The following is a 20416-nucleotide window of genomic DNA, read 5'->3' as shown; positions in this document are numbered from 1 at the left end:
GCATAGAATTATGTGTATAATTAAACGTAATTCAATACATACCAGAGGGTAGCCATGGCCATCTTACTTGAACGTCCAGAAGACGCGGTCTCAGCAACCGTCATGGCGCGTACCTTCAGCGCCCGGCTCAAAGAAATATCATCACGTTCGACGGATAGGCTCGTGGTTTTCAAGGATAACCAGCCTGCCGCTGTACTGATGAACGTCCAAGCCTATCAGGACCTCGTTGATGAGCTTGAAGACCTGCGTATCGAAGCTATCGCCCGAGACCGACTAGCGAGCTACCAGGCAGGTCAGGCCATTTCGCACGATGACATGCGCTCTCTCTTTAATCAGAACGATTGAGCCATGGTCTGGCATCTGCTCTATCACCCTGATATTCAAAAAGATCTAATCAGGTTAGGCTCCGCCGCAGCAAATCGCATCCTTGATGTTATTGAAGAGAGAATCCGCGATGGTGAGCCTGACAAGCTTGGTAAACCCCTTCGAGGCGCTCTGGCCGGCTGCAGACGGATGCGCACTGGAAATACGAGGATCATCTATAAAGTTGATGGATCCGCTATCCAGGTGCTAATCATTGCGGTGGGAGCTCGGCGGGATGAAGAAGTGTACGAACTTGCCAATCGGCGTGTATAACCACTCGAATTTGTTTCTTGTCGGGGTGCTAAGCTTTCAACAAGGTCTTTAATAACGCCACTCAGGCAAGGAGCGTCTTCCATGCGTCTCACTCAAGCACAGCGCGACATCATTTTTTCAGGCGTACGCGAGTTTGCAGGGGCCCTGGTAGACATCCATGTGTTTGGCTCCCGTCTGGATGATTCAAAGCGCGGCGGTGATGTTGATTTATTGCTGATGGCCCCAGCAGCCATTCCGCTGTTGACTTGCGCCGAGCTTAAAATGGCACTGGAAGAACGTCTTCAGCTACCCGTGGATATTCTGACCTATATATCGGGGTCAGAACCCACGCCTTTCCAGGCAATCGCGCTGGCCCAGTCAAAGCAGATCAACACAGAGAAAGCCCAATGAGCCAGGCTGACACACCCACCCCACTCAACCCGCTTACGCTGCCGCTCCACGGTAGCCGCCTGATTGAAGCCAGTGCGGGCACGGGCAAAACTTTCACCATCGCGCTTTTATACGTGCGCCTGGTGCTGGGTGGCCAGCATAGCGAAGACGATACGGCCTTTGTGCGCCCGCTGACGCCGCCGGAAATTCTCGTGGTCACCTTCACCAACGCTGCCACTCAGGAGTTGCGTGAGCGCATCCGCCACCGCCTGGTAGAAGCCGCCGCCGTGTTCAGAGCCAGCGATGAGGCCGCTGCCGACTTTCTGCTGCTTCAGCTACGCGACCAGTACGAACCTGCCACCTGGCCCGCCTGCGCCCGCCGCCTGGAGCTAGCCGCTGAATGGATGGACGAAGCCGCGGTTTCCACCATTCACAGCTGGTGCTACCGCATGCTGCGCGAACACGCCTTTGATAGCGGCAGCCTGTTCTCGCTCAACCTGGAAAACGACCAGCGCGACCTAGAGCAGGAAGTGGTGCGCGATTACTGGCGCACCTTCTACTACCCGCTGAACGCCGACGCCCTGGGCAGCATTACCCGCTACTGGAAATCGCCGGACGACCTTCACGGCGAAGTGCGCAAGCTACTCCATGAAAGCGACGCCCTGGGCAACCCACGCCCTGCGCCTTCGGACACCTTAAGCGCCGCCGAAGCCGAACGCAGCGCCACGCTTGCCACGCTGAAAGCGCCCTGGCCCGCCTGGCTGGATGAACTGGTGCCCGCGCTGGAAGACGCCGCCAAGCGCAAAGCCTTTAAAGGCCAAAGCTTCAACGCCAAAAGCCGCGCCAACTGGCTGGGGGCACTGCGGGAATGGAGCGAGAGCGACCTGGAACGCCCCGCGCTGACGCCCGCCGCCTGGAAACGCCTGACGCCAGACGGCATGGCCGAAATATGGAAAGACGGCGCGCCGCCGTGCCCCGCGGTCTGGGAAGCCCTGGCAGAACTCCCTGCCGCCCTTGACGCCCTGCCGGAGCCGCGTAACGACCTGCTGATTCACGCCGTGCAGTGGTGCAAGGTGCGCCTGGAACGCGAGCAGGAACGCCGCGCCGAAATGGGCCCCAATGAACTGCTCACCCATCTGGACCGCGCCCTGCAAGGCCCCAACAAAGAGGCCCTGGCCGCGCAGATACTGCGCCAGTTTCCCGTCGCGCTGATTGACGAATTTCAGGACACCGACCCAATTCAGTACCGTATTTTCAACGCGGTCTATGACGTCGCCCACCCGCGCCGCGATGCCGCCATGCTGCTGATCGGCGACCCCAAACAGGCCATTTACGCCTTTCGTGGCGCGGATATTTTCACCTACCTGCAGGCCAGAAAGCACACCGCCGGACGCCACGTGACGCTGGGCACCAACTTCCGTTCCAGCCGCGCCATGGTCGAGGCGGTAAACCACTGCTTCCACTACGCCGACCAGCACCCGGCCGGGGCCTTTCTGTTCCGCGAGGCAGGCGGCGACAACCCGCTGCCGTTTCTCTCGGTGAAGGCCAAAGGCCGCGACGAACAGCTGGTCCACCAGGGCCAGCCGCTGCCCGCCATGACCCTGTGGCCAATGGAAAGTGACGAGCCGCTTTCCAAAACCGCCTATCAACCGGAAATGGCCGAACGCTGCGCCTCTTACATGGCCGAACTGCTCAACGCAGGCCAGCAGGCTGAAAGCGGTTTTCACCAGGATGGCAGCCTGACGCCGCTCAAGCCCTCGGACATGGCCGTGCTGGTCAATGGCCTGCAGGAAGCCCGCGCCATACGCCTGGCGCTGGCCAACCGTGGGGTGAAAAGTGTCTATCTTTCCGACCATGACAAGGTATTCAGCTCGCCGGTGGCCCCCCAGGTGGAACGCTGGCTGCGCGCCTGCGCCGAGCCACTGGCCAGCTCCCGTCAGGCCGAAGCCCACCTGCGCGCGGCCCTGGCCACGCCGCTGCTGGGGCTGAGCCTTGCTGAGCTTGACCACCTGCAGCAAAACGAGCTGGCCTGGGAAGCACGGGTCGAACAGTTCAGCCACTACCATCGCCTATGGCAGCGCCAGGGTGTGCTGCCACTGGTACGTCGCCTGATGGTCGATTTTGATATTCCCGCTCGCCTGCTGGCGAAGTTCGAAGACGGTGAGCGCTTACTTACTGACCTTCTGCACCTGGGCGAATTGCTGCAGCAGGCCAGCGCCGAGCTTGACGGCGAACACGCGCTGATCCGCTTTCTGTTTGACGCCATCGCCGACCCGGAAAGCCACGGCGACAGCCACAAACTGCGCCTGGAAAGCGATGCCGATCTGGTCAAGGTAGTGACCATCCACAAATCCAAGGGGCTTGAGTACCCGCTGGTATTTCTGCCCTTTATCGGCAACCATCGCCCGGTCAAGAAAGACGACGTACCGCTGCGCTGGCACGATGGCGAAGGCCACCTGCAGCTCAGCCTGAACGCCGACGACGACACCCTGGCCACCGCCGACCGCGAACGCCTGGGCGAAGACCTGCGCAAGCTTTACGTCGCCCTGACCCGCGCCCGCCACGCCACCTGGCTGGGGCTTGCTCCACTCAACGGGCTGGAAAACAGCGCCCTGGGCTACCTGATCAACGGCGGCCAGCCCATCGCCCCCGCCGCACTGACCAAGGCGCTGGAAGCGCTGGCAGAAGGCAGTGACATCTGCATCAGTGAACCGCCAGCCCCCACGGCGCTTCGCCTTGCCGCCCTGACGCCGTCAACCGAGCTGGGCCACGCTCGCACGCCAGCGCGCCCCGCCAAGGAACACTGGTGGATTGCCAGTTACTCGGCGCTGCGCCTTTCCGGCACCCTCACCGCCCCCATGGCCACGCCGCTGGAACCCACCACCGCTCAGGAAGCCACGGCCTTTGAAGTGCTGGATGAACCCCAGGAGCTGTCTCAAGAACCATCTCAACCAGAGACTTTCCACCTGCATAAGTTTCCCAGGGGGCCAGGGCCGGGGACATTTTTACATGGGCTTTTGGAATGGGCAGGCAGGCAAGGGTTTGCCACCACCGCTGACGATGCTGAAACCCTCAACGACATGCTCTGGCGGCGGGTGCAGCTGCGCGGCTGGCAGGCATGGCAGGAACCGCTGGCAGGCTGGCTTTCCACGTTGTTGACCACACCGCTACCGCTGGCCGCGCCGAGCCAGCAAAGCGTTGCGCTGACAGAACTTCAAAGCTATCAGGTGGAGCTGGAGTTCTGGCTGGCCGCCAAACGGGTCGACACCCAGGCCATTGACGCCCTGGTTAGCAAGCACTTACTGCCAGGCATTGAGCGCCCCGCGCTGGATGCCGACACCCTCAACGGCATGCTCAAAGGCTTTATTGATCTGGCGTTTGAGCACCAGGGGCGCTTTTACGTGCTGGACTGGAAATCCAACTATTTAGGGCCGAACGACAGCGCCTACGAACCCGACACCCTGCGCCACGCCCTGCTCGCCAAACGCTATGACCTGCAGGCCGCGCTTTACCTGCTGGCCATGCACCGGCTGTTAAAAGCGCGCCTGCCGGATTACGACCCGCACCAGCATCTGGGCGGCTCGATGACCGTGTTTCTGCGTGGCAGCCGCAGCGCCGGGCGCGGGGTATTTTCAGAGCCCGCCCCGGTGGAATTGATTGAAGCACTGGACCGCCTGTTCAGCGGCGCCCCCCATGCCCACACGCCCGAGGAGGCCACCGCATGAGCCGCCATCACGAATCCCATACGCTCGATCTGTTTGCTGCTGACACAGAGAGTGATGACTTGCCGCCTGCATCGACCTCTGAATCTTGCGCAGATCACCCCGCACTGAAAAGCACCGCTGAGCTACTGGCTCTGTGCGAACGCTGGGTTGCGCGGGGTTGGCTGCGGGATCTGGACCGCGCCCTGGTACGTTTTCTAGCCAGTGAGGCCCCGGATGCCCCCGTGCTGTTGCTGCTGGCCGCCGCGCTTGCCAGCCACCAGCTCGGCCGTGGCCATGTGTGCCTGGACCTGAACGCCACGCTAAGCGCGCCGGATTTTGCCCTTTCGCTGCCGCCGGAAGGCGACGATTTAAGCGACCCGCCGCCGCTGCCCAGCGAGGTGCTGGCCACGCTCACGCTCAAAGAATGGCAAGCCGCCCTGCACCACCCGCTACTGGTCAGTGATGGCCCCGGCAATTCGCCACTGGTGGTCGTGAATGCTCACTCAGGCTCAGGCGATAAGCAGCAAGCCAGCACTGGCACGCGGCTTTACCTGCGCCGCTACTGGCAATACGAACAGACCCTGCACCAGCAAATCGCCACGCGCCTGGAAGTAACGGCTGACGAGGCTCACCCCAGCCTGCTCCCTCAAGCGCTGAACGTTCTGTTTGAAGACCGCATGTTTGAAAACAGTAAGTCGGAAAACGCCAGCACCCTGAACTGGCAGAAAACCGCCTGCGCCCTGGCTTCCCGCAGCCGCTTTGGCATTATTACCGGCGGCCCCGGCACCGGCAAAACCACCACCGTGGTGCGCCTGTTGGCCCTGCTGCAAACCCTGCAGCTGGCCCATTCGCCCAGCCAGCCGCTGCGCATTCGCCTGGCCGCCCCCACCGGCAAAGCCGCTGCCCGCCTGAATGAATCCATCGCCGGGCAGGTGAATAGCCTGCCCCTGGCACAGTTAGAAAAACTCTTAACGAATTGCGTTATGAGCGAAGGCGAGGCAAGCGAAAAAGCGCCAATTGCGATTCCTACGGAAGTGACCACCCTGCACCGCCTGCTGGGCGCCCGCCCCGACACCCGGCATTTTCGCCACAGCGCCGCTAACCCGCTGGCGCTGGATGTGCTGGTGATCGACGAAGCGTCCATGGTGGATATCGAGATGATGGCCGCCGTGCTGCGCGCCCTGCCCGCCAATGCCCAGTGCGTGCTGCTGGGGGATAAAGACCAGCTGGCCTCGGTGGAAGCGGGCTCAGTGCTGGGTGACCTGTGCCGCCGCGCCGAAGCCGCCCACTACACCCCGGCCACCGCCCAATGGCTTGCAAGCGCCACCGGCCAACCCCTGCCCGATGCCTATATCGATGCTGAAGGCCAGCCGCTGGACCAGGCGATCAGCATGCTGCGGGTCAGCCACCGTTTTAACGAACACAGCGGCATTGGCCAGTTGTCCCAGGCAATTAATCAGCCCAGCCACGCTCAGAGTGATCAGGAAAAACACCAGGCCGTTAGCCGTGTGCTGCGCCACGGCTACCCGGACTTACACCACCTGACACTTTTTGAGGATGCCGCCCTGGATAAGCTGGTGATTCACGGAAGCCCAGAGGCATTTCCCAACGGCGGTGAAAGCCGCACCAGCCACAGCGGTGCGCCCATCGCCCCACCCACGGGCTACCGCCATTACCTGAAAACGCTGAACGCCCAGCGCCCGCGTGGGGAATCCTTCGAGGACAACCCAGCCGCGTTCGATACCTGGGCCTTTGAGGTGCTAAGCGCCTACAGCCACTTCCAGCTGCTATGCGCCCTGCGCAAAGGCCCCTGGGGAGTAGAAGGCCTGAACCTGCGCATCGCCAAGACCCTGCGCGGGGAAAAGCTGCTTTATGGCAGTGATTTCACGCTGGAGAAAGGCTGGTATGAAGGCCGCCCGGTACTGGTGACCCAGAACGACTACGGCCTGAAACTGATGAACGGCGATATCGGTATCACCCTGGCCGTGCCGGACCCCCGCTCTAGTTCAGGCACGCCGGGTAAAACGCTCTTGCGCGTTGCCTTCCCGACAAGCGATCCGGAAAAACCCATCCGCTGGGTGCTGCCCTCGCGCCTGCACGCGGTGGAAACCGTGTTCGCGATGACGGTACACAAATCCCAGGGCTCGGAATTCCTGCACACCGCCCTGCTGCTACCGCCCACCATCAACCCGATCCTCACCCGCGAGCTGGTCTACACCGGCATTACCCGCGCCCGCGACTGGCTCACGCTGGTAGAAGCCAAACGCGGGGTGCTGAATGAGGCGGTGACGAGAGAGGTTATGAGAGTGAGTGGGATGGGAAGATAGAGTTAAACTAAATGTTAAAGACATTCCCAACCAGAGAAAAAATGTAATTGAATATGTTGCCAATAGATTAGGAGGAGTGCATTACGATAGTGCTTATCATACAAAAGATCAAAGCCGCCAAAATGAACTTCGACTGCTATCCCAAGCTTACGACTGGGGACACCAAGCAATAAAGCATGGAGCTATTGTTGCAACGTCTATTTGCGCCATTGAGCTTGCCACATGCTCTTTAATCATCGAACTTTATTTCCAACTTCTCGATATCGAACAGAAGCGCAGAGAGCGTCTACTGGCTGACAAAACGCTTAACCAATTCAATAAAACCTAGAGAAAAGGTCTTAAGGAGAGTAGTAAAATATTAAAATAATGCACCTAAGTCGCAGCCCCGGATTATTACGCTAATGATTACTCTTCAAACACAATAATTTCATCTTCCCGAGCAAATCTTTTTTCAATGAGGTTGCTCTTTACCTTGGTCACATCAGATGTATAAATTACATGGACGAGACTACTCTTGGCCCGAGTGGATGTAACGTAAAACAATCTCCGGGTGCGATCCAATCCGGTTTCTTCGCCCTCATCCCGTTTCTTCTGGCTAGCTGGAGAAAGCTCCTTAGCGCCAAAATACTGCTCGTAGGAAAACAAGAAGCCTCCTGCTTCATCGTCATCCATCACAACCATAACACGCTCGAATTCGTTGCCCTTCACGCCTTGATGGGTTCGAAAAATTGATCTGTCATCTATGTAGTCCTTGTAGTTCCGAATCTGGAAAAAATCAGTCTCCAAGGCTTCAGCCCAAGCAGCAATCTCGCTGTCATCCTGCTCGTCAGGTTCTGGTTCAATATCTGGCCTATGCTCCACTTCGTCTGACAACGACTGAGTCCCACTTTCTTCCAGATCGGGCACAAACGACTGCAATTTTTCCGGAATTCTCAGTAGCTTATGCTCAGAGAGCACTTCGAGCACTGCGCGAAAGCTGACCCTACTATTTGAAACGACATTTCTAAATGCATGTTCCGCTGCTCTGGCAAGCGAGAGCGGATCGTCCTTATTCATGTCAAGCGCACCGCTCTCCAAGAGCGGCGATTTGCTTTCTCTCAAGATAGACATCAATTCGGCACGTTTTTCCTGCCTACTTACCTCAGCCAAGGGAAAAACAATGTCAGAGAAAAAGTTCAATTCGGCATTATCACCTTCAGAAATTCGATCTTTTATCTTGTTCGATTTTGAAAGCTTGTCCCAAAGATCATCAAAGCCAAGCCGGCGCCCAGCCATTTTATGTTCCAGAAGTAAGATAGCGGTTTCTTTGGATTGAGTATCTGTCCAGTCGGCGTCGCCAGTAACTTCTACCATAGCCTCGCGAATTTTTGCCTCGACTTCGTCTTTTCCTGAAACACTGTGCGGAAGCAAGAAATAGCGAATGCAACCATCGGCAGCTCCATCTCGAGCGTATTGTTTGCGTCCATCGTCTTCGTTACGGATCTGGTTACCCAAACCAACGATACGCCGCGCTGACCGATGGTTCATTTCCTTATCAAAAGTTGTCCAACCGTTCGGCTTAACCTTTCCCAGCTCGGGTTCCCCCCCGCCAAAGATTCGCTGCATCGTATCTCCAAATAAGCCGATGACAACTTTATCCGGCTTGGCATTTTGCAGATCAAAGAATGCGCTCACTACATCTTTGTTAGTATCCTGGCTTTCATCGATGAATATGAAAGGGAACTTGTTTACGATGACTTCGGCCATCATCGGCTTGGTCGTCAAAAAATTGGAGAATATTTTTAAGACATCTGCGTGCGATAGCGCATTTTGGGAGGAGTTAACACCGTTTGGATCGTAAACGAACGAGCGTCGCTCCGCTAACCACTCGATTTTTTCCTTTAGGCGAGTGATCGCCTTCTTTCGAGCCTCTGATGCCTTTCCTGCCCGGCCTTTCCGTTCCTTTTCCTCAAGATCTTCTAAGTCAGAGGGGGTCTTATCCAAGTACCACTTCCGAATATCCTCGTTAAAGCCAGCAATTGCATGCCAGCAAAAGCTATGAATCGTCGAAACCGTAAACATAGGGTTCTGCTCAATCCGATCCTTTATTTCGTCTGCCGCGTTGTTCGTAAAAGTTACAACAGCAATTTGCTTTCTCTTACGATAAAAATCGTCAGAGTATTGATTTTTTAGGAAATTGAGAGCCTCTTTTAGGGAGTAGGTTTTTCCTGATCCCGCTCCTGCAAAGGTTATGAAGCTTTTTCCCGAGTCTATGTGCAGGCACACTTGAATACCTTCATCGACGCCATTGTCATGATCGAAAGGCTTAGTTTCCGCCAAGTAAAATTCTTCTGACATAAGTTCCCCCTATGCTTTCGGCAAAAGCTGAGCATCTAGCCACTTCAGGCCTTCACTCATATAGTCGGGGGGATTGAAACTATTTTCTTCCACATTCGCGAGATGAAACAGGCAGTTGAAAGCAAAGTCACCCTTCGTTAAACCTTGAACATACTTATAGAGCGAATCTGACAAAGATTTACTGCCATCTTCAAAGGCGATTTTTGCTGCTTTAATTGCACTTTTCTTTTGAAAATAATCGTCGCCAAAATTTGCCAAAATCAACGCATCTTCAAAGGTTCGGGATAAAACCTCCTGCCCTTCAATCGTTGATGGCTTCTGGTAGGCAACATAAAGCGGGGCACCGCCACTTGTTGTAGCGTGTTCTTCCTTTGGTAAGTCGACCAAATCATCCAACCCTTCTTTCTTTGGATGCCAATTCTTCAAGGTCTCGTTGCTTGTCTTTTGATCCGAGTTTTTTTGAGGAAAACAAGATTTCCCTTCGTTATTAACGGAGTCAAGATCCGTCAGTACCAAAGTCGCGACTCCAAGCTTCTCGACTAAATCTTTATATTTGTGCGTGTGCGCTCCGCTAACCTCAAGCATGGAGATATACCGACTCGACAAGTCAGAAAAGTTATTCGAAATGAACTCAGGTACCAAAAGGCGCTCGGCCTGACCCTCAACGAATATAACGCCATCGGCAAAGAAAATATCACAATGAGTGAGCTTCAAGTGTTTTCTTACAAACAGAAGCTCCTCCTTCGCCTCTGAAAAAAGCTCTGACATATTTACAACTGAGGTGTGGTCCATTGGTATCGACGCGCCTGCTTCGTCTCTTCGGAAGTAGCGGAGATCCTTAAAATCGATATCATTAATAATATGACTAGAGTGGGTGCTAATCACGAGCTGTGTCTGGAATTCAAATTTGTCTTCGCGAGTCGTCTTATCGCGTAAATCATTGTGATTCCTCAGCGTATCATAAGCTTTTGATATGAACACTCTTTGAACTTGAGCATGTAGATTGACTTCAGGCTCTTCGAGCAAAACTAGGTGGATAGGCTCTATCTGATCATCTAACTTATCTCCATAAGAAGCTGACTTTCCAACACGCATCCATTTATCACGAAACTCTAAAAGCCTGAAGGTTAAATATATAAGGTTTTGATAGCCAAGTCCTAAGTAACTTTCAGGGAGAAACTCTTCTTCCTTACTATCAAAGCGATATCGCACTGATGATGCTTTTTGTAATGCATCCGCACCGCTAATTCTCGCGGCAATTTCAACACTTGGATTTCCGCCGATGCCTGGGTACCCCATAACCTTCAGTTCTTCAAAGGGGTCCTTGAACTGCTTATTCAACCTGTCGGTGAATCCCATTTCCAGTTCCTGTTGCTGCTTCAAGACCTGAATATCTTCTGCCTCAGGAAAATCTTCTGGGTTCAAGATCCGATCATAATAGTCACGAAGCAACTTATTGAGCTTCTGCTTTTCCGAATATGGCCCTTTTTGATCTGTGTTATCTTCAGCACCTAGTCCACGCTGCTCAGATATAACGTCCACTCGTATTAAATTTTTCAAAGCTTCGGATTTGAGAGGCTGCAATATTTCATTCGCATTAGGCCCCGCCTCCTTACTCAAAATATGGTGCTTTTGCTTAATGAACTTACTGAAGTTCCGACCTTTCTCCAAAAAATCGCATAGATCTTTCGGCCATAGACTTATCTGCCCCTTGTGTTCGGACACTACATTTCTAGTCTCGACGAACTCACGGCACAGTTTAGAAATATCGGTGGCTTCGTAAGTTATTCGAACGGATAGAGCGCCACCGCTCCATTCCAAATCTGGAAGGATGTCACGAACCTTATATGCTTCACTCGCTTTTGCTGTAATCTCTATATCTAAACTCGGCAATAACCTGACTAGAGCGTCGGATAAGTCCTGCATTTTATCGCTAGCCGGGAATTCTTTTTCAATTTGTTCACCCAACTTTTGGATTTCTCTCCAATTGCGCTTCGATATATCTCGAACCTTCAAGTTATCCGGGCTTTTCAGGAATGTGTGCAACGCTCCAATACAGGACGTTTTTCCACTATTGTTAGCGCCAACAAGAACAGTTGTTTTATCATCAAGAACCAAAACCACATTGACCAGACGTCTGTAATTTTTCAAAGCGAAGGAGGAAATTTTCATTTATAAAAACCTTAAAGCTGTGAGCCAAAAACAAGGGCTATATTTAACCTTATGCATTACCGTCTAGACCCGAAAACGGCCACTTAAATGATGCCTTATAATGAAAAATTCGTATACCTTCTGAATTTTTCACGTCAATTAGCCCCTGTGGATAACTCAACTGCACTTATTCATCCGCCACCTGCACTGTGATGTCATACCTTGCAAACGCTACACTACCTGCTATCACTTCCATGCCTTCCATTGGTTGCTCATATCTCCAGGCGATATCCTGAATTTCGCCCAGCAAGAAAGTCACCGTATTCTCCTTAAACGGGCAATACGTGGTGGGTTCCGAAACACTGATTAAGTCCATACGCACATCTTCGCGAAGGAAGTAGTGGAGTAGCGGGTAGCCGCGTTCGCGGAGTTCTAAGGTGTTGGTCGAGCTGGCCAATAACATGCCGTTGGCATGCACCTGCATACGTTGGCGGCTGGGGTGAAGCATTATGCGGCATGGGCATCTCTGCGGTGTTATTTACTTTTATGATTTCAGCCTAGCAGCTAAGTAATCTGAATCCCATTTTTTTGGGGTAATGCTTTAGCCTATCTTCTTCGGGTATACCGCTTCTTCGGGGTCTGGCACCTGCGTATACACGCCCAACAATAGCGGTTGACTCAACGCTTGAATGCGCATTGTCGTGCGCATAAACTGAAGCGGTGCATTAAATATGCCTCCAAGAGACTCCGATGGCCGAACTCTACAACACAGCCGCACCCAAAAAAGCCGCTAACCTCTCGATTAATAGCGACTTACTGCATAAAACCCGCGAACTGAACATTAACCTGTCGGCTACCCTGGAACGCGCCCTCAAAGAAGAACTTTCCAAACGCGAGGCCGCTCAATGGGTCGAAGAAAATCGCACGGCTATCAAGGGCTACAATGATTTCGTCGAGCAACATGGATGCTTCGGCGAAGAGTTCAGGGAATTTTGATGGCACAGTTCGATGTGTACCCAAACCCAAGCAAAACCAGCAACGCGCACTACCCTTACCTTGTCGATATTCAAAGTAGCTTGCTGAGTGAGCTGGCAACTCGCCTCGTCATCCCTTTGGGAAGAAGTTCTGCCTTTGGTGGCGAAGCCATGCAGGGAATCACGCCAGTCATCAGCTTTGCCGATCAGGAGCTTTTACTTTTAACCCCGCAAATTTCCTCTGTGCAAGAAAAGCATCTCAAAAACCCGGTGGGCTCTCTCTCGCACTTCAAAAATCAGATTGTTCGCGCTGTGAACCTGTCTATTACTGGCTTTTAACTCATACATTCGGGTATGAGCGGTAATCCACCGTCTTGATGGTGTCACCCGGCTCGCCCGTCGGCGAGTCGGCGGCTTGCTTCGCGAAGCCGCCCTACAAGCCCATCGCATGCAATCGCGTTTGGTGCAGCAACGGCGTAGGGGGGATTCCCGGAGCCGCTTTCCCGTGCCAATAGCACCACCCAGGCGTGCAGGGCACACAAGGCAAATCTCCCGACAGACTCAGAAAAGCCCCCAAGGGGAAGCGGTGACGTAATCCACCGTTTCGATGGTGCCACCCAGCTCGCCTGGCGGCGAGTCGGCGGCTTGCTTCGCGAAGCCACCCTACAATACCGAGCTTGGGAAGCGTTTTTTGTTGCAATTTGCTTCATTTGTGGCGGATCGCTACAATTTGGAAAACTTCTTAAAGGACACCAACAATGGCTACTGGTAGCGTACGCTTGGATCAAGAGCTTATCGAAAAAGCCACGATTATGGCGAAGGCACTTAATCGAACGCCTCCCAAACAGATTGAGCATTGGGCAAAAATCGGTGAAATGATGGAAGACAACCCCGACCTCCCCTATGAGTTTGTCAAGCAGGCCATTATTTCACAAGCTGAGCGCGACGCCGGGAAGCTGGAGACCTACGATTTTGGCTAAAGCCACTCACGTCTTACAGTCCCCAACCTTTAAGAAAGCGGTAAAAAAGCTCAAAGCCCATCAGAAAAAAGACCTTGATGCAGCCGTCAAGGCGCTGATGGACGACCCGGCGCTTGGGGAGCAGAAAAAGGGAAACCTATCCTTTTTACGCGTGCATAAATTCAAGATGAACAAGCAACTGACGCTGCTTGGCTATAGCTTTGATGATGGCGCCCTCGTGCTCGAACTCCTCGCCTTGCGCTCCCACGAAAATTTTTATCGCGACATCAAGCAACGCTAGCAAGCCGCAACGCCAGTGATTATAGGCAGCAACGCAATAACACCCGGCAAAGCCCAGCAGCCGACAAACGTACGCCACCGAATAAGCCTTCTGTTGCAACTGCCGAACCAAGCGATACCTCACTTCAGTTTGCGGGCAAAGAAGGCGGTAGCTTTTTTTAATACGTCGTGCTGATTAACGCCCAGTTCCGGTTATGCCTGCTATGCATCATGTCACGTTCGCTTTTTGAGAGACGAGTAAACCTTGCCCTTTTCCCGCTTGCCTACGGCAAGTACATACACAAACAGCTCATCGTCAACAATCTCATAAGCTAACCGGTAACCAGCAGAGCGTAGTTTAATTTTGTAAACGGAGTCATAGCCACTTAACTTATCAGCAGGCACTCTGGGATTTTCCAACCGCTCTGCCAGCTTCTTCTTGAACTGGCTCCTGATCGGCGCACCAAGCTTTTCCCATTCCTTCAACGCAGCCGGAAGAAAACGCAGCTTATAAGTCATCCAACGACACCGTTATCGCCTGATCTTTGTCTCCACGACGCTCCTCAACCAGCTGTGCGAGTTCATAGTCGTCGATCATGTCCATCAGAGCCTCGTAGGTCTCCGCTGGAATCAGGTAAGCAGCTGGCTTGTTGTGATTTAGCACTGCGATAGGTGAACCACTAGCCTGGGAAAGCAAGGCTGAGGGGTTTTTCTTTAACTCTGAGATACTTACAGAAAAATCCGCTAATACCTGACGCATAAAAAACCTCTATTTAGATCTAAATTATGGTCATATATTAGTCCACATTATTGCCAGGCGCTACGAGCTTGTAGGCGTAACGTTTGCAGCATGCGCGCCCATGGAATGTAGCCAAAGGCGCAATGTAATGGGCATCGCTGCCCCCGGTGCCCCCGGTGCCACCGCGGCTCGCCTGGCGGCGAGTTGGTGGCTTGCTTCGCGAAGCCGCCCTACGCAACTACCCGAAAAAACAGCAATTTTTGTCAACGCTCACGATAGCAAAAAACTCTTCAATGGAGCGTGACTCAGGTTCTGGCGTATACAGATGCCATTTTAGGTCACTACGCATCCAGTAGATTTTCCAGCGTTGGGTTTTCTTCACGTAGGTAGCTTTTGCCACCAGCGTTTCCATGATTGTGGACGGATCACGAAAGTGTGGGCGAATCTCGACAATCTGCACGCTTTGGCCAGAAGCGCGAACGTCCAAATCCACCTTGGAACGAAGATGGGCTGGCGGTCGCTTCGCTTCCAGAAAAACCGAAGCGGCTCGTTCAATCTTTTTTGTTTCAAACTCACTCAATGCCATTTAAATCCCTTCTCACTAACATCCCGGTAGAGGAGTGATACGTCTCACCGTCATTCCTGCAATGATTTTCACAACAGCGGTGAAAGAGAGCTTGGCGAATTTGAACAATACAACATGACTCCTGCGAACGTTGGGGACGCGGTGGAAAAGTCATCAGGTGGGGGTGCGCTGGGAAGAGACACCTTACCCGAAGCTGATTTCTACTCGGGCTTTTGCCAAGCCAAACGCAACACCGCCTAGATCGCCGGAGATTTTCCAGTTTTTTAAACTGGTGATTTTCTGGATGAGTGCCCAAACGCCTTTACTGACACTTGAGATCCAGGGTTTCAGTGTATTAAGGACAAATTTCTTGGCTTGTTTAATCAACCCAGGGTCGGCAGGATTGGGGCCTGCGCCTTTGGTCAGCTGGTTGATGTGAAATTCCAGCATGGAAATCGCGGCTTCTGCTGAGGCCATGCAATCCAGCAGTTTGGAGACATCGCTCGACGCATTTTCCATGTTGTAGTTGTCGTTATCATGTATGCGGCGGCTTGTGCTTCTCAGCCTGGAGAGGCTATCAATGATTTCATTCAGGTAGCTTTCATCGATGCAGCCCTGCTCAATCAGAGAGTAAACGCTGCCCTCCCGCTCTAACTCCATGACAATATAGTCAATCGACGAAGCAATTATATTAGACATGTCACTACCTTCATCATGTGGTTACATCAGCAGAGCCTGATTCATTCAAGGTAACTCAAATCGCCGTTTCCAACCACATCAAATGACCCATGATTAAGTATTAGTGAATTTAATGAATTTCCCCTTCAAGCTAGTGTTTTCTTCCTACTTGAGCGCTGTTGAAAACCAAGGGTGAGCCTACGGGCTGACTCGGCGTTTGTATGAATGGGCCGTTTACTCCCGGACATTGACCTCAATGCCTTTGTGCTTGATGGCCGCCAGAAACTCGTACAGGGAGGTGTTATCAAAGGCGTTCATGGCGAAATCCAGCTTGAAGTAGTCGCCATCGTTGAGGATAAACATCATCCGTGACGCCGCTTTGCTTTTCGCGCCGCGCTGCCCGGATGACGGTTTTTCCATGGAATGGTCGTGTATACCGATATGGATTTTTTTGATGTCGCTGACTAGCAGCGCGTTTTCAATGGTTCGCCGACCCGAGATCCCTTTCACCCGTAACACCTTGTCCTTTAAGGACAGCTCATAGTCAGAAAGTGTCCTCACCAGCCATTTCAGGTAAACGTAGGCAAAGGCGACGAGCAGCATTGCGCCAACCGGAAGCCCTGCGTTGCGCGCCATGCCCTGCTCCATTCCAAAGAATTGCATGAGCCCCCAAATGGCAAACCCGACCATTACCGCGCCATAGGCAAGAAAAATGACGAGGATCATCGGCAGCCAGCGCGAAAATGATTTCAGGATCTGTTCTTGTGTATTGATTCTTACGTCCATGATAGCTCTCTAATCATCTGAAATAGTAAGTCAGTGGCGCTTCGCCGGTCAGTGTTATCAAGGTCAAAGCCCCACTTTGTTATGCCGCTGGGCGAGATTGGACTCTTGAATATATCAGCGTATTATTCTTATCAATATTTGTACCTTTAAAAACACAGGGTTTGCGAAAATTTTCTGGGTTGCGAAACGTCTCGCCGCCTGATTCACGAGAATATGGCGCTATTATGCGCTGCCTGTTCGGGGTCGCTTTTGTCAGCAAACGCTCCCTCGCATCCACCACTACCCTTGGGAGATACCATGACTGAAGCGACACCAGATACGACCAATACCGATGCCACCAACACCCTGTTTATCGAGATCCGCGGCGCCGGTTTGCCGGAAGTTGATGGCCTGTATGTACCTTCGACGGCGCCCCCGGCCAAATCGGAGTCCGGCACTGTTTCAAGCATAGGGTTCTGGAACGGCAAGATGGCCTGGGATCGCGCCGACGGCAAGGCCGCCAGAAGCCCTGCCATTTCCTATTCGAACAGTTACCGTTCCTGGCGCATCAGTCGTCTTGATGGCCATCTTGCTTATGAAATCACCTGCGAAGATACGCTGCCGCCCACGGATCGCCCCTGGAACGTCTACAAGATGGGCGTTGCTCCCGCGCCTGAGGTAGTCATCCATCATGTCGACCCGCGTGAGCCCTGCCCGGAACCCAATGTGGTTTATATCCTGGGTGGCCCAGGCGCGGGTAAGGGTACCATGTGTGAGCTGGCAGAGATTCAGCTAGGCTGGACACATCTGTCTACCGGCGATTTGTTACGCGCCGAGCAGCAGGCCGGTGGGCCGACAACCGACGTTATCAAGGAGTATATCGCCGCGGGTAAACTGGTGCCCAACGAGATCGTGGTGCGCTTGCTGAAAGAGGCCATGGAGCGGACCACTCGCACTACCGGCAAACGCAATTTCTTGATTGATGGCTTCCCGCGCTCGCTTTCCAACCTGGACGCCTGGTACACGGTATTTGGGCACGAGATGGAATTGCCCACCATGCTTTACCTTGAATGCCCTTATGAGGTTCTTGAACAGCGGATTCTGGGTCGCGCTCGCTACTCTGATAGGGCAGACGACAACGTCGAGGCAATGAAGCTGCGCTTTAATACCTTTAAAGAAGAAACCCTGCCGACCGTTGAACTCTTCAAGGGCAAAGGTAAATGTATCGAAATCGATACCAGCCAGGATCGCCAAGCGGTTTACCAACAGTTTCGTGAGCAGTTAGCGCCTTTTACGGACTCACAGCGACTGGAACAGCCTTTAACTAAGAAAGCAGAGATACTGCTGGGGTTGAAACCCTACCCGGCCTCTTGAGCCGCCCAGGTTTTTAGGTAACGCGGTGCGCTCTTTCTGAAAGAGCGCACATTGGCTCAGGCTTTTTTCACAAATGCAGCAGTAACCATCATATCGCCAACACCGTCGACCTTGCAGTCCAGCTGATGATCCTTGCTGTCCTGTAGCCGCTTGATCAACGCTTTGGTGCCGATTTTAAGCACCTGCGAGCTGCCTTTGACTTTCAGGTCTTTAATCAGCGTGACCTTATCGCCTTCCGTTAACAGGGTGCCGTTGGCATCTTTCACCGCCACGGTGTCTTCTGCCTCAACCTCGGCGGGGTTCCATTCGTGGCCACATTCCGGGCAAATGAACAGGCTTTGATCCTGATAGACAAATTCAGACTGACAGTTCGGGCAAGGTGGGCATGACATAAAAGGTGGCTTCTGTAATCAAATGAGCGGGCTATGATACTGGGCCTTGGCTTGTCTGGCGAATGCCGTTGGTGTCGATAAAACAGGCGCCGATGGAAGCGCCTGTGTTTAAGCATTATCGGGGGTGTCTTCTATCAGCCCAGGTACTCTTTGACCTTTTCAATCAGATCTTCCACCGAGAGGCCAAGCCCTTCCAGCATGGAAAGATCTATTCCGTGCCCTTCCAGCAGCCCAGTAACGCTATCGGCGTCCATTTCGGTCAACGCGGATAGGTCAATCCCGCTGTCGCTGATTTTTGAAACAAGCTCATCTGTGCCGCCAAAGGTATCGGCCACTTTGCCTAACATGTCACCCAATCCCATATCGTCTCTCCTTGTCCATGAACGGAAAATTAGTGGTGCTGTTTTAGTGTGCCACCCTGGCAAGCTAGATAAAAGAACGCTTATATTATTTGATCTTTTCCATCGATATTTTGTGATCTGGCATTGGGTTACTTTTTATCCGACCGCCCATATCGTAAAAAAATATATGACAATCAATTATTTGAATAAAAAGCCGTTAGTAGGAATTCTTACCTTTCAACCAAACATGGCGATATACTTTAGTGTGTGCACCGCTTATTAAAAAACAATAATGCGAGATGTGCTCTTGCCTGACACCTGTTTACGCACAATCTCAACGGACAGCTGGAGTTAAACAAATGGGATTAATCGAGAGTTTTTTCGGGTTGCTAGGCGACCTGACATGGGGGTGGGCACTGGTGCCCATGCTGGTCATTTTTGGGGTGTTCATCACCTTGATGACCGGATTTGTGCAATTCAGGTTCTTCAAACGTATGTTCGGTGTTCTCACCGGCGATAAGGAATCCTCTGACCCGAATAGCGTTAGCGCACGTGCGGCGCTGATGCTTTCCGTTGGTGGCCGCGTTGGCGGCGGGAATATAGCCGGTGTCGCTGTTGCGATTAGCCTGGGCGGCCCTGGGGCGGTGTTCTGGATGTGGGCCATAGCATTGATCGGCATGGCCACCAGTCTGGTGGAATGCTCCATTGCCCAGCTGTTCAAGCGTCGTCAGCCGGATGGGACCTTTCGCGGCGGGCCAGCGAATTCCATTATTCACGGGTTGGGAGCGGAATATAAATGGCTGGCGGTGTTTTATGCTTTCTGTCTGTTGACTGCCTTTGGCTTGGGGTTTAACGCCTTTCAGGGCAATACGGTAGCGGGTTCTGTCGAAAGCAGCCTGGGGATCAGCCGCTATATTACCGGCGGGCTATTAGCTGCCGTCACCGCGGTGATTGTGTTTGGCGGTATTCGTCGTATTGCCAGAATTTCCGAGATTGTCGTGCCATTCATGGCAGTGATTTACCTGCTGATGGCAGTCCTGATCATTGTTATGAACATCACTGAGATTCCTGGCGTCATCGCCAGTATCGTGTCCAATGCCTTCGGTTTTGAAGAAGCGGTAGGCGGCGGTATGGGCGCTGCCATTGCGAATGGTATTCGTCGCGGGCTCTTTTCCAACGAGGCGGGCCTGGGCTCAGCGCCCAACGTGGCAGCCGCTGCGGATGTGCGCCATCCGGTTAGCCAAGGGATCACTCAGTCGTTCTCAGTGTTCATTGATACCATGATCATCTGTTCCTGCACGGCGTTTGTGATTCTGCTCGGTGGCGTCTATGTGCCGGGTGCCGATGAGATTGATGGCGTGGTACTCACTCAGGAATCCATCGCGTTCCATCTCGGTGACTGGACGCAGTATCTGCTGTCATTCATGATTCTGCTGTTTTCTTTCAGCTCGATTATCTACAACTACTATCTCGGCGAGAATGCCGTCGCGGTCATGACGAAACACCCGATGGCCATTCAGGTCCTGCGGGTTGTTGTTATCGCGGTTGTCTTCCTGGGCGCTGCTGCACCCGGTGCAACCGCGGTGTTCTTCTTCTCAGACCCGATGATGGGCTTGCTGGCGTTAGTCAACCTGGTGGCGATCATGATGCTGTTGCCGATCTGCCTGCGTTTGATCAAGGATTTTCGCGCTCAGCTTGCCAAGGGCGTTCATCTTCCGGTGTTGAATTCAGAGCAATATGCGGATCTGGATATTGACCACTCAGCCTGGGCCCATCACCAGGAAGAAAAGAACTAAAGCGCTCCGCGTTAGCGTAAAGCCCCCGCT

Annotated in this window: 22 protein-coding genes; 12 read left to right on the top strand and 10 right to left on the bottom strand. The window is 53.2% G+C overall.

What is annotated here, in order from left to right; translation table 11 throughout:
- Positions 1–54 precede the first annotated feature (54 nt).
- From ACU6TU_RS02790 to ACU6TU_RS02765, 6 genes are all read left to right on the top strand, one after another.
- Positions 55–345 carry a hypothetical protein gene (locus tag ACU6TU_RS02790; RefSeq protein WP_447143071.1) on the top strand — a complete coding sequence of 97 codons (291 nt, stop codon included), beginning with the start codon at positions 55–57 and terminating at the stop codon, positions 343–345.
- Positions 346–348: 3 nt separating this feature from the next.
- Complete coding sequence (locus ACU6TU_RS02785) at positions 349–636, top strand: type II toxin-antitoxin system RelE family toxin (protein ID WP_447143070.1); 288 nt, start codon at positions 349–351, stop codon at positions 634–636.
- 81 nt (positions 637–717) lie between these two features.
- Positions 718–1026: a nucleotidyltransferase domain-containing protein gene (locus tag ACU6TU_RS02780; RefSeq protein WP_447143069.1), complete on the top strand. Its 309-nt coding sequence runs from the start codon at positions 718–720 to the stop codon at positions 1024–1026.
- Positions 1023–4730, top strand: coding sequence for an exodeoxyribonuclease V subunit beta (gene recB / locus ACU6TU_RS02775; protein ID WP_447143068.1), 3708 nt, complete (start codon positions 1023–1025; stop codon positions 4728–4730). The genes ACU6TU_RS02780 and recB overlap by 4 nt, the downstream gene beginning before the upstream one ends.
- Positions 4727–7036, top strand: coding sequence for an exodeoxyribonuclease V subunit alpha (gene recD, locus ACU6TU_RS02770; protein WP_447143067.1), 2310 nt, complete (start codon positions 4727–4729; stop codon positions 7034–7036). Before recB ends, recD begins: the two co-directional genes overlap by 4 nt.
- Positions 7020–7364, top strand: a complete 345-nt coding sequence (locus ACU6TU_RS02765; protein WP_447143066.1) for a hypothetical protein — start codon at positions 7020–7022, stop codon at positions 7362–7364. Before recD ends, ACU6TU_RS02765 begins: the two co-directional genes overlap by 17 nt.
- A 77-nt stretch (positions 7365–7441) precedes the next feature.
- Here the strand turns inward: ACU6TU_RS02765 and ACU6TU_RS02760 are convergent, their stop codons facing one another.
- From ACU6TU_RS02760 to ACU6TU_RS02750, 3 genes are all read right to left on the bottom strand, one after another.
- Positions 7442–9373 (bottom strand): UvrD-helicase domain-containing protein, encoded by a 1932-nt coding sequence (locus ACU6TU_RS02760; RefSeq protein ID WP_447143065.1) that lies wholly within the window; start codon positions 9371–9373, stop codon positions 7442–7444.
- A gap of 9 nt (positions 9374–9382) precedes the next feature.
- Positions 9383–11545, bottom strand: coding sequence for an ATP-dependent nuclease (locus ACU6TU_RS02755; protein ID WP_447143064.1), 2163 nt, complete (start codon positions 11543–11545; stop codon positions 9383–9385).
- Positions 11546–11711: 166 nt separating this feature from the next.
- Positions 11712–12032: a DUF427 domain-containing protein gene (locus ACU6TU_RS02750; protein ID WP_447143063.1), complete on the bottom strand. Its 321-nt coding sequence runs from the start codon at positions 12030–12032 to the stop codon at positions 11712–11714.
- A gap of 242 nt (positions 12033–12274) precedes the next feature.
- Here ACU6TU_RS02750 and ACU6TU_RS02745 point away from each other — a divergent pair, with 242 nt between their 5' ends.
- The 4 genes from ACU6TU_RS02745 (at position 12275) to ACU6TU_RS02730 (ending at position 13758) form a co-directional block, all read left to right on the top strand.
- Positions 12275–12520, top strand: coding sequence for a type II toxin-antitoxin system CcdA family antitoxin (locus tag ACU6TU_RS02745; RefSeq protein ID WP_447143062.1), 246 nt, complete (start codon positions 12275–12277; stop codon positions 12518–12520).
- Positions 12520–12837, top strand: coding sequence for a CcdB family protein (locus ACU6TU_RS02740; RefSeq protein ID WP_447143061.1), 318 nt, complete (start codon positions 12520–12522; stop codon positions 12835–12837). Before ACU6TU_RS02745 ends, ACU6TU_RS02740 begins: the two co-directional genes overlap by 1 nt.
- 419 nt (positions 12838–13256) lie before the next feature.
- A complete protein-coding gene (locus tag ACU6TU_RS02735; protein WP_447143060.1) occupies positions 13257–13478 on the top strand; it encodes a TA system antitoxin ParD family protein in 222 nt (73 codons plus the stop codon).
- Positions 13471–13758: a type II toxin-antitoxin system RelE/ParE family toxin gene (locus ACU6TU_RS02730; protein WP_447143059.1), complete on the top strand. Its 288-nt coding sequence runs from the start codon at positions 13471–13473 to the stop codon at positions 13756–13758. The genes ACU6TU_RS02735 and ACU6TU_RS02730 overlap by 8 nt, the downstream gene beginning before the upstream one ends.
- 212 nt (positions 13759–13970) lie before the next feature.
- On the opposite strand, the gene ACU6TU_RS02725 is transcribed toward ACU6TU_RS02730, so the two are convergent.
- The 5 genes from ACU6TU_RS02725 to ACU6TU_RS02705 all read right to left on the bottom strand — a co-directional run bounded on the left by ACU6TU_RS02725 (position 13971) and on the right by ACU6TU_RS02705 (position 16504).
- Complete coding sequence (locus ACU6TU_RS02725; protein WP_447143058.1) at positions 13971–14255, bottom strand: type II toxin-antitoxin system RelE family toxin; 285 nt, start codon at positions 14253–14255, stop codon at positions 13971–13973.
- Positions 14245–14496: a type II toxin-antitoxin system Phd/YefM family antitoxin gene (locus ACU6TU_RS02720; protein WP_008984295.1), complete on the bottom strand. Its 252-nt coding sequence runs from the start codon at positions 14494–14496 to the stop codon at positions 14245–14247. The genes ACU6TU_RS02725 and ACU6TU_RS02720 overlap by 11 nt, the downstream gene beginning before the upstream one ends.
- 217 nt (positions 14497–14713) lie before the next feature.
- Positions 14714–15061: a DUF3024 domain-containing protein gene (locus ACU6TU_RS02715; protein ID WP_447143057.1), complete on the bottom strand. Its 348-nt coding sequence runs from the start codon at positions 15059–15061 to the stop codon at positions 14714–14716.
- 183 nt (positions 15062–15244) lie between these two features.
- Positions 15245–15739 carry a hypothetical protein gene (locus ACU6TU_RS02710; RefSeq protein ID WP_447143056.1) on the bottom strand — a complete coding sequence of 165 codons (495 nt, stop codon included), beginning with the start codon at positions 15737–15739 and terminating at the stop codon, positions 15245–15247.
- Positions 15740–15952: 213 nt separating this feature from the next.
- The gene (locus tag ACU6TU_RS02705) at positions 15953–16504 is read right to left on the bottom strand and encodes a hypothetical protein (protein WP_447143055.1); all 552 of its coding nucleotides are present in this window, start codon (positions 16502–16504) and stop codon (positions 15953–15955) included.
- Positions 16505–16801: 297 nt separating this feature from the next.
- On the opposite strand from ACU6TU_RS02705, the gene ACU6TU_RS02700 reads away from it, so the two are divergent.
- Complete coding sequence (locus tag ACU6TU_RS02700) at positions 16802–17857, top strand: nucleoside monophosphate kinase (RefSeq protein ID WP_447143054.1); 1056 nt, start codon at positions 16802–16804, stop codon at positions 17855–17857.
- Between the two features lie 56 nt (positions 17858–17913).
- Here the strand turns inward: ACU6TU_RS02700 and ACU6TU_RS02695 are convergent, their stop codons facing one another.
- Positions 17914–18249: a zinc ribbon domain-containing protein YjdM gene (locus ACU6TU_RS02695; RefSeq protein ID WP_447143053.1), complete on the bottom strand. Its 336-nt coding sequence runs from the start codon at positions 18247–18249 to the stop codon at positions 17914–17916.
- A 134-nt stretch (positions 18250–18383) separates the two neighbouring features.
- Positions 18384–18611: a hypothetical protein gene (locus tag ACU6TU_RS02690; protein ID WP_447143052.1), complete on the bottom strand. Its 228-nt coding sequence runs from the start codon at positions 18609–18611 to the stop codon at positions 18384–18386.
- A gap of 338 nt (positions 18612–18949) precedes the next feature.
- On the opposite strand from ACU6TU_RS02690, the gene ACU6TU_RS02685 reads away from it, so the two are divergent.
- Complete coding sequence (locus ACU6TU_RS02685; RefSeq protein ID WP_447143051.1) at positions 18950–20386, top strand: alanine/glycine:cation symporter family protein; 1437 nt, start codon at positions 18950–18952, stop codon at positions 20384–20386.
- Positions 20387–20416: the final 30 nt, after the last annotated feature.

It is taken from the genome of Halomonas sp. LS-001, from assembly GCF_052983955.1.
Note: the sequence above shows the minus strand (reverse complement) of the source record. Positions and strands in the feature narration are given on the sequence as shown.